The organism is Candidatus Coatesbacteria bacterium (assembly GCA_014728225.1).
Classification (GTDB): Bacteria; RBG-13-66-14; RBG-13-66-14; order RBG-13-66-14; family RBG-13-66-14; genus WJLX01.
Map to the genome: position 1 here is coordinate 1 of WJLX01000063.1, position 9,112 is coordinate 9,112.

Annotated in this window: 7 protein-coding genes; 5 read left to right on the forward strand and 2 right to left on the reverse strand. The window is 65.0% G+C overall.

Going from position 1 to position 9,112, the window contains the following annotated elements:
• Positions 1-888: tetratricopeptide repeat protein (locus GF399_04835; protein MBD3399638.1), on the forward strand; the 888-nt coding region annotated here is incomplete at its 5' end.
• Between the two features lie 69 nt (positions 889-957).
• Here the strand turns inward: GF399_04835 and GF399_04840 are convergent.
• Positions 958-1,998 (reverse strand): methyltransferase, encoded by a 1,041-nt coding sequence (locus GF399_04840; GenBank protein MBD3399639.1) that lies wholly within the window; start codon positions 1,996-1,998, stop codon positions 958-960.
• 72 nt (positions 1,999-2,070) lie between these two features.
• Here GF399_04840 and GF399_04845 point away from each other — a divergent pair, with 72 nt between their 5' ends.
• Complete coding sequence (locus GF399_04845) at positions 2,071-3,930, forward strand: phosphoenolpyruvate carboxykinase (ATP) (protein ID MBD3399640.1); 1,860 nt, start codon at positions 2,071-2,073, stop codon at positions 3,928-3,930.
• A gap of 202 nt (positions 3,931-4,132) precedes the next feature.
• Complete coding sequence (locus GF399_04850; protein MBD3399641.1) at positions 4,133-6,025, forward strand: T9SS type A sorting domain-containing protein; 1,893 nt, start codon at positions 4,133-4,135, stop codon at positions 6,023-6,025.
• Between the two features lie 298 nt (positions 6,026-6,323).
• On the opposite strand, the gene GF399_04855 is transcribed toward GF399_04850, so the two are convergent.
• Positions 6,324-7,142, reverse strand: coding sequence for a hypothetical protein (locus GF399_04855; protein ID MBD3399642.1), 819 nt, complete (start codon positions 7,140-7,142; stop codon positions 6,324-6,326).
• Positions 7,143-7,493: 351 nt separating this feature from the next.
• Between GF399_04855 and GF399_04860 the strand changes: the two genes are divergently transcribed.
• Together GF399_04860 and coaD are read left to right on the forward strand one after the other, a co-directional pair.
• A complete protein-coding gene (locus GF399_04860) occupies positions 7,494-8,744 on the forward strand; it encodes a transcription termination factor Rho (GenBank protein MBD3399643.1) in 1,251 nt (416 codons plus the stop codon).
• 11 nt (positions 8,745-8,755) lie between these two features.
• Positions 8,756-9,112, forward strand: a 357-nt coding sequence (gene coaD / locus GF399_04865) for a pantetheine-phosphate adenylyltransferase (protein ID MBD3399644.1), incomplete at its 3' end; no start/stop codon positions are given.

The window sequence follows — 9,112 nt, forward strand, 5'->3', positions numbered from 1 at the left end:
AGCTACAACAACCTGGCCTTGCTTTACAAAACCCAAAAGCGCTACGCCGAGGCGGAGGACCTCTACAACAAGGCCCTGGAGATAAGGAAAAAAGTACTCCCAGCCGATCACCCGTACCTGGCAACCAGCTACAACAACCTGGCCGGGCTTTACGAATCCCAGGGGCGCTACGCCGCGGCGGAGGACCTCTACAACAAGGCCCTGGAGATTGACCGAAGTATCTATCCCGACAACCATTCCGAGATCGCTACAGACATGAACAACCTGGCTTTGCTTTACGAATCACAGGGGCGCTACGCCGAGGCGGAAGACCTCTACAACAAAGCCCTTGAGATACTGAAAAACGCTTACGAAGCAGATCATCCTGACATCGCAACCAGCTACAGCAACCTGGCCGGGCTTTACGAATCCCAGGAGCGCTACGCCGAGGCGGAGGACCTCAATAACAAGGCCCTGGAGATAAGGAAAAAAGTACTCCCAGCCGATCACCCGGACCTGGCAAACAGCTACAACAACCTGGCCTTGCTTTATCAAAAACAGGGGCGCTACGCCGAGGCGGAGGACCTCTACAACAAGGCCCTGGTGTTACTCGAACAGAAATTGGGAAAGGAACACCCGACCACGGTTACCGTTACATCGAATACGGCTCTGTTTTACAAGGAGTGGGGCCGGACCGAGCGGGCGATCGAGTTATTCGAGGCCGTCATTGCCGCCACATTTGAAAGCCCAGCACCGGACTGGTCCAAATATTTTGGCGCGGCGGAGAGCCTCGTCGAGCTCTACACCCAGACCGGCAACGAGGAAGAAGCCGCCAGGTATCGCGGCCTGCTGGATGAGCTCGAGAAATTGCTGGAAACGACAGACGAAAGCGACGAGGAGGACGGGTAGCTCAAGCAACCGCAAACGACGACCGGGAGGGGCCGCCCCCTCCCGGTTCAGTATTACGATAAGCTGTAACTAGGTCCGCTCTTCCCCACCCATCCCCGCGCCGTCCTCTTCCTCCGGTTGGCCCTTGACGGCGCGGATCAGCAGGTGGCCCTCGCCGTCGTCGAGGTTGTCGGTGCTCTTGAAGGGCCCGGCGAGGATGCGGTCGGCGGGCAGCTCCCGGCGCAGCACCAGCCACAACTCGCCGTCGTCGACGAGCATGTCGGCGGCGGCCTCGACGAAGCCGCGGCTCAGGCTGACGGCGTGGCGGCCGCCGGCGTGGAAGGGCGGATTGCAGAGCACGGCGTCGTAGGTGTCGGGCGGATCATCGCCCAACCGCCAGGGCAGCACCCGGGCGTTGTCGAAGGGCGCCAGAGTGGACCGGGCGCTGCGCAGGGCCGCAGCGGAGGAATCCAGGGCGTCGACGCGCAGGGCTTCACCGCGCAGGGCCTTGAGCGCCAGGGGACCGGCGCCGCAGCCCAGATCGCAGACCAGCCAGTCGCGCCAGCGGTCCGGCAGGTACTCCAGCAGGGCCGCCGTGCCCTCGTCGAGCCCCCGGTGGCCGAAGACGCCGGGCAGGCTGTAGACGGTTCCCAGGCCGGGAAGCTCGTAGGCCGGTGGCGGGTCGGTGTCCAGCTCTTCGAGTTCCCGGGGCTTGCGGCCTAACCAGACCCGGCAGTGGCTGTGCATCTCGGCCTCGACCTCGGCGAAGCAAGCCTTGAGGGTGTCCTTGTAAGCCTTGATGCCTTCCTTGTTGGCGCCGGCGAAGAGGACGCTGCCGCCGGGGGCCAGGTGACGGGCGGCCCAGGCCAACTGCTGGCGCGAGCGCTCGCGGTCCCGGCTCATGGCGATCAGCAGGACCCCGTAGTCGTCCGGGGGCGGGAAGGCGGCATGGACCTCGTCGGCCTCCCCGCCGGTCAGGTCCTCCAGGCGGTCCTCGACGACGAGGGGTTCGCGGCCCGCCCGGCGCAGCTCGCGCCACAGGGCTTCCTCGGCGGTGTCCCAGAGGACGACGCGGCCGGGGATCAACCGGGGCAGGTTCTGGACGAACAGACGGGCGACGGCCGAGAGCATGCTTCCTTCTCCGTTGGTTTGACCGGGCGATGTTAACACCGGCGGGCCCCGTCTTGGAAGCCCCCGGGGGGTATGTTATCATCCCCTCCGGTTTTCAAGCCCCGCTCCCCGAACGCCCGGCGGACCGCGCCGCCGTCATCCGTCACTGGAGAAGCCATGAACCGTCCGACCCCGGCCGAGCTGCATCCCTACGACGTCGAGTACCTGACCAACCCGAGCCTGGACGAGCTGCGCGAGCTGACCCGCGAGCACACCCCGGCGGTCCTCAAGAGCACCTACGGCAGCCTGGACAAGATCACCCGCAACAAGGCCCGCAAGGCCCAGCTGACCTACGTCATCGCCCCGCAGAGCGAGGCCGGCGAGTACTCGGGCAAGGTCATCGACGCCGCCGCCGCCGAGCGCCTGATCGGTTCGGTCAAGGACTATGTCGAAAAATCCGGCAAGCTGATCGAGCTCCACAACTACATCGGCCGGGGCGAGCGCGCCGTGGCCGTCCAGTGGCTCTACGGTCTGGAGATCGCCAACGTCGCCGCCATGCAGAGCGTAATGTGCTTCCCCCGGGAGGAGGTCGAGACGCCGGAGCAGCTGGCTAAACCCTTCGCGCCCACCTTCCGCCTGGTGATGGTCCCCGGCCTCGAGGCCGCGGGAATGCCCCAGGGCCAGGCGATGATCGTCGACCTCGAGAACTTCGTCACCTACGTCATCGGGGCCGACTACTTCGGCGAAAGCAAGAAGGGCGGCCTGCGGATGCTCAACGAGTACACCTACCGGCGCGGCGGGTTGACCCTGCACTCCGGCGCCAAGGCCGTCACCATCGACGGCAAGCGCGTCACCATGGCCGTCCTCGGCCTCTCCGGCACCGGCAAGACCACCACCACCTTCTCCAAGCAGGGCGAGGTCACCCGGCCCATCCAGGACGACATGATCACCCTCTGGCCCGGCGGCGAGATCTCGATCACCGAGAACGGCTGCTTCGCCAAGACCTACGGCCTGACCCGCGAGATGGAGCCCGTCATCTACGACGGCAGCGTCGACCCCGACTCCTGGCTGGAGAACGTCTACATGAACGCCGACGGCGGCTTCGACTTCTCCAAGGGCCGGCTGAGCCGTGAAGACGTCGAGCGCTACCGCGAGATCCTGCTGGCCACCGGCGCCGAAGAGAAGAACGTCGACGCCTACATCAACGGCGAAGTCGCCATCGACGACGTCGTCGACGAGTACGACATCCCCGCCGACGGCTGGGACTTCCTCGTCTGGACCCAGAACGGCCGCTCGATCATCCCGCTCAAGACCATCAAGGACGCCGCCGACCTCGACGACATCCCGCCCCTCGAGTTCATCGGCATCCTCAACCGCGACGAGGGCCCGGACGCCGCCTTCCCCGGCATCGTGCGCTTCGCCACGCCCCGGCAGGCCGCCGGCTACTTCATGCTCGGCGAGACCACCAAGACCTCGGCCGCCGGCAAGGAGCGCGGTCGCACCCGCAGCCCCTTCACTCAGCCCTTCTTCCCGCGCAAGAACTCCCTCCAACCCGCCCGCTTCAGCGAGCTGCTCGAGACCATCCCCCAGCTCGTCACCTGGGCGATGAACACCGGCTGGGTCGGCGGCGACGCCCTGGACGTCGAGGCCGGCAAGGCGCTCAAGATCAAGATCCGCCACTCCTCGGCCATGCTCGAGGCCCTGCTGACCGACGCCGTGGCCTGGAAGAAAGACCCCGACTTCGGCTATCTGATCGCCGACGTCGACCATCCCGACAACAAGGCCCTGTTGGAGAAGGTCCCCGCCGAGATCCTCAACCCCGTCCTGTTCTTCGACAAGCACGGGCGGCTGGACGAGTACCGGGCCTGGGTCGAGAACCTGCGCCGCGACCGCCGGGCCTATCTGCAGAAGTACGCCGTCGATCCGGCCATCGTCGAAGCCGTCTGCGGTTAGTCCCACTTGACAGCACCGAACAACAATGTAGCGACGAGCCCCGCGGGGCTCGTCGCTATTTGAAACTAATACTGACATTGTTGCCCGAGCATAATGACAAGTTATCAATCGATTGAATGTGCTATCATCTAACTTGGCTATAAATAAACCCTCCTCGTTCCCCACATTCACAGCAGCCGCACAGCATAAGGAGGCTCAGCGGATGAAAGCGCTCAACCTAGTCATTATGCTTGTTATGGCCGTCGTGGCCCTCGGTGACACCTGGATGATCGAAACCGTTGATGCTGATGGAAACACCGGCAGGTTCACCTCTCTGGCCATTGATGATTCCGGCAACTCTCATATCTCGTACTACAAACACAGCAGCTCCGATCTGATGTATGCGGCCTGGAACGGCTCGAGCTGGGACATCGAAGCCGTAGACACCACCGGCGAGGTGGGGAAATATTCCTCCCTGGAGCTCGACAGCTCCGATCATCCCTGCATCGCCTATCAGGACTCCGCTAATGCTGATCTCAAGTACGCCGCCTGGAACGGCGCGAGCTGGGAGATCGAGACGGTGGACTCGGATGGTTGGGTCGGCGACTACACCTCCCTGGCGCTGGATTCCAGCGGCAATCCGCACATCTCTTATTACGACAGGAGCAACAGCGACCTGAAGTACGCGGTCTGGAACGGCGCGAGCTGGGACATAGAAACGATAGGCTCGGCCAACGCCCTTGGCCTTTACTGCTCATTGGAACTCGATGACGCCGACCACCCCCATATCTCCCATTATTTCGAGACCGCCGGTGATCTGTTCTACACCACCACGAGCGGATCCACCTGGTTAACCATGGCGGTGGATGTCGACTACGATGTCGGTTTATACACCTCCCTGGCCTTGAGCAGCACGGGAAATCCAAGCATAGCCTACTACGACTGGACGAACGACCTGCTCAAGTACGCGTCTTGGAACGGAGTGAGCTGGGACCTTGAAACCGTGGAGAACGTCAATACCGGTCTCGGTGTCTCCCTGATCCTGGACGACAACGACAACCCCCACATCTCCTACATCGACGAAAACACCATGGACCTCAAGCACGCGGCCTGGAACGGCTCGAGCTGGGACATCGAAACCGTTGATTCGCAGGATAACGTAGGCTATGACAGTTCGATCGCTTTAGACGATTTCGGGAACCCGCATATCTCATACTTATCAGTCACCGGTTTTGACCTCAAACACGCCGTCCTCAACCAATCTCCCACGGCATTTTCCCTGCTCAGCCCCGCCGACGGCGCCACCGTCGACGACTACCCCCTGTGCGACTGGGAGGATTCGACCGACCCTGAAAGCGAGACCATCACCTACGACCTCTGGTACTCGACCGAGGCCGACTTCGATCCTCACGAAGAGCTCACCGGCCTGATCGACTCCGAGTACCAGTTCAGCGACGCCGAGCTGGACCCGGATACGACCTACCACTGGAAGGTCGTGGCCACCGACGGTTATGAAGAAACCTGGTCCAGCGAGACCTGGAGCTTCTACGTGCCCGATGATGTCGGCCTCGACGGCGTCGAGCTGGCGGCTGCGCCTGAAGACGACGGCATGCTGCTGGGCTGGAGCATCAGCGGCGATCTGCCCGCCGGTGTCCGCGTCCTGCGCGGGGTGGATGATCCCGTCGCCGTGTCGGGCTCGCTGGACGGCACGACCCGCCGCTGGCTGGATCGCGACGTGTCCCCCGGCGGGAGCTACGTATATTGGATAGAGGCAACGGATAGCGCGGGCCAGGTGCAAAGATTTGGGCCGACGGCGGCCGTCGTCGTGCCGGAGCAGACGCAGCGGCTGGCCCTCGACGAACCGTACCCCAACCCGGCGAATAGCCGCGTCAGCGTCGCCTTCACGCTGCCGCAGGCTCAGCGCGTCAGCCTGAGCGTCTACGACCTGGCCGGGCGCCGGGTGGCCGTGCTGAGCGAGGGCGAACTGCCCGCCGGACGGCACACCGTCAACTGGAACTGCGCCGCCGCGGCCGCCGGGGTCTACCTGCTGCGGTTGGAGACGCAAGGCGCGGCGCTCAGCCGCCGGGTGGTCGTCGGCCGGGTCGTCGGCCGGTAGCGAGTTGTTGATATAGCATCACCCGGGCGGGATTAACATCCCGCCCCGACGGTCGGCCGGCCGGGGGCGTCCTACAGGGATGTTTAGCAACGGCGGGGTCGTCCCCGCCGTTTATTCGCCAAGGCCGAACCGTGCCCCTTTGACATTCGCGGCGGGGGGCGGAGCCCCCGCCCTACGTGAAACAGGCATCCGGCAAACCCGGGCGGGATTAACATCCCGCCCCATCAAACCGTTACACCAAAAGTATCATGCCGGGCGGGGCCTGAACCTCCCCCCGTCCGGCCGGCCAGACGGCCGCTCAATCCTCCGCGGGCTCGAAGGCATCGAGGTCGACGATCCGTACCCCCGCCGGCGGGCTGAGATCGAAGACGGCCCCGGGCAGCTCCGGATTGTGCTCCTGCTCGATGAACTCGACGGTCACCACGGAACCGGCCAGATCGTCCAGGGTGACGACGCCGGGACGGGGAATCCCGCCTATCCGCTCGTAGCCGGAGTAGCTCACCAGCAGCTCCGGCTCGCCGGCGGCGTCGTAGAGCTGCTGTTCCCGGGGCGCCGGAAACTCCGGCTCCAGGGTGACCAGCAGCTGGCGGCTGCCGTCGGCCCGGCGGAAGGCCAGGCGGGTCAGGCCGTCACCGAGATCACCGACGTAGCGGATGGTGCCCGGATGATCGGCGACGTCGACCAGGGGCTCGGCCAGCAGGGCCCGGGCCAGCAGGCCGATCTCCAAGGGCGCGCCGACCAGCTTGGCGATGTTCTGCGCCGTGGCCGCCCCGGCGGCCCACAGATCGTCGGCGGGGAAGTAGACGGCCAGGCGGCCGTCGGCCACCCGGGTCACGGACAGCAATTCACCCAGGGCGCCGTAGCTCTCGATGTAGACATGATCCGGCCGGGCGAAGGCCACCCCGTGCTCCGAGGTCGGCAGGACCTCCTCCGGGGTCTGGGCGGCCAGGTTGATCACCCCCTTGGCCCGCTCGAGGCGGGCGGCGGCGTCTGCCAGCTCCGCGGCCGCCTCGGCGGCGCTCAACTCGACTTCGCCGTCGGACGGGCCGACCGCGGGACGGCAACCCGTCAGGGCGCTCAGGATACAGGCGAGGGCGAGGGCGCGGCGCGGGGGCATCGGGCTCCGGATGGGGGCGGGTCCCCGGCAGTCTAGCACAGGCCGGGACGGGCGGCAAGGCGTCCTTGACAGCTCACCGCCGGACCGCTATGATAACCTGCGCTGCAACGAGCCTTCCGCACTCCCGCAAAAGAGACGGCCCCCACCCACTTTTATACCAGCATCGAGACCCCACCCGCCGACAACGAACCGCCCCGGACCGTTACGGTACGCGCTTGACGCAATCCGTGGTCCCCGAGTTCGGTCCCAACCCCGCCCCCTCTCCGGACCATCTCCACGAAGCCACCCCCCGCCGCCCTTAGACCACCCCTCGGTCGCTTCACGGCCCCTCCCCAAACGACGCCTATGACCATGGACCTGCGTGAACTGAAGAACATGAAGATCACCGAGCTGCAAAAGGTCGCCAAAACCCTCGAGGTCAACGGCGCCAGCGGTCTGCGCAAACAGGAGTTGATCTTCAAGATCCTGGCCACCCAGACCGAGAACGACGGCAACATCTTCGGCGACGGTGTGCTGGAGATCCTGCCCGAGGGCTTCGGCTTCCTGCGCTCGGCCGACTATAACTACCTCCCCGGTCCCGACGACATCTACGTCTCGCCCAGCCAGATCAAGCGCTTCGGCCTGCGCAAGGGCGACATCGTCTCCGGCCGGGTGCGCCAGCCCAAGGAATCCGAGCGCTACTTCGCCCTGATCCGTGTCGAGGCCGTCAACTACGAAACACCCGAGGTGGCCTGCGAGAAGATCGTCTTCTCCGAGCTGACCCCGCTCTTCCCCCAGGAACGCTTCAACCTGGAGACCGAGAACCCCGATCACTCCCTGCGGATAATCAACCTCTTCTGCCCCATCGGCAAGGGTCAGCGAGCACTGATAGTCTCACCGCCCCGGGCCGGCAAGACCGTCCTGCTGCAGAAGGTCGCCAACGCCATCACCACCAATCACCGCGACGTCTACATGATCGTCCTGCTGATCGATGAACGGCCCGAAGAGGTCACCGACATGCAGCGCTCCGTCGAGGGCGAGGTCGTCTCCAGCACCTTCGACGAACCCGCCGAGCGCCACGTCCAGGTGGCCGAGATGATCATCGAGAAAGCCAAGCGCCTGGTGGAATGCGGTCGCGACGTGGTGATCCTGCTCGATTCGATCACCCGCCTGGCCCGGGCCTACAACACCGTCGTGCCCCACTCGGGCAAGATCCTCTCCGGCGGCGTCGACGCCAACGCCCTGCACAAGCCCAAACGCTTCTTCGGCGCGGCACGCAACATCGAAGAGGGCGGCTCGCTGACCATCATCGCCACCGCACTGATCGAGACCGGCTCCCGCATGGACGAGGTGATCTTCGAGGAGTTTAAAGGCACCGGCAACATGGAGCTGGTGCTCGATCGCCGCCTGGCCGACCGCCGCATCTGGCCCGCCATCGACCTCAACAAGTCCGGCACCCGGCGCGAGGAGCTGCTGCTGACCGAGGAGGAGGTCTCCAAAATCTGGATCCTGCGCAACGCCCTGGCCGGAATGAACGGCGTCGAGGCCATGGAGACCCTGCTCGCCAAGCTCAAACGAACCAAGGACAACGCCGACTTCCTGGCCCGCATGACCCAGCTCTAGGGGGGACCGCCGTGCAAACCGCCCTGTTTCCCGGCACCTTCGATCCCGTCACCAACGGCCACCTGGATATCGTCCAGCGCGCCGTGGACATCTTCGGCCGCCTGATCGTCGGCGTCGCCGCCAACCCCGCCAAAGGCCCCCTGTTCCGCCTCGAAGAGCGCGTCAGCATGCTGCGCGCCGCCGTGACACCCCACGACGGACGGGTCGAGGTCCGACCCTTCGAGGGTCTGCTGGTCGAGTTCGCCCGCGAGCTCGAGGTCAACGTCGTCATCCGCGGGGTGCGCGGGATGACCGACTTCGAGGACGAGTTCCGTATGGCCCTGGCCAACCGCAAGCTCAACACCGAAATGGAAACCGTCTTCCTGATG

Bases quoted from the DNA above. Each gene is read 5' to 3' on its own strand.
- GF399_04860 (MBD3399643.1), top strand. From the start codon at position 7,494: ATGGACCTGCGTGAACTGAAGAACATGAAGATCACCGAGCTGCAAAAG.
- GF399_04840 (MBD3399639.1), bottom strand. From the start codon at position 1,998: ATGCTCTCGGCCGTCGCCCGTCTGTTCGTCCAGAACCTGCCCCGGTTG.
- GF399_04845 (MBD3399640.1), top strand. From the start codon at position 2,071: ATGTTATCATCCCCTCCGGTTTTCAAGCCCCGCTCCCCGAACGCCCGG.
- GF399_04850 (MBD3399641.1), top strand. From the start codon at position 4,133: ATGAAAGCGCTCAACCTAGTCATTATGCTTGTTATGGCCGTCGTGGCC.
- GF399_04855 (MBD3399642.1), bottom strand. From the start codon at position 7,142: ATGCCCCCGCGCCGCGCCCTCGCCCTCGCCTGTATCCTGAGCGCCCTG.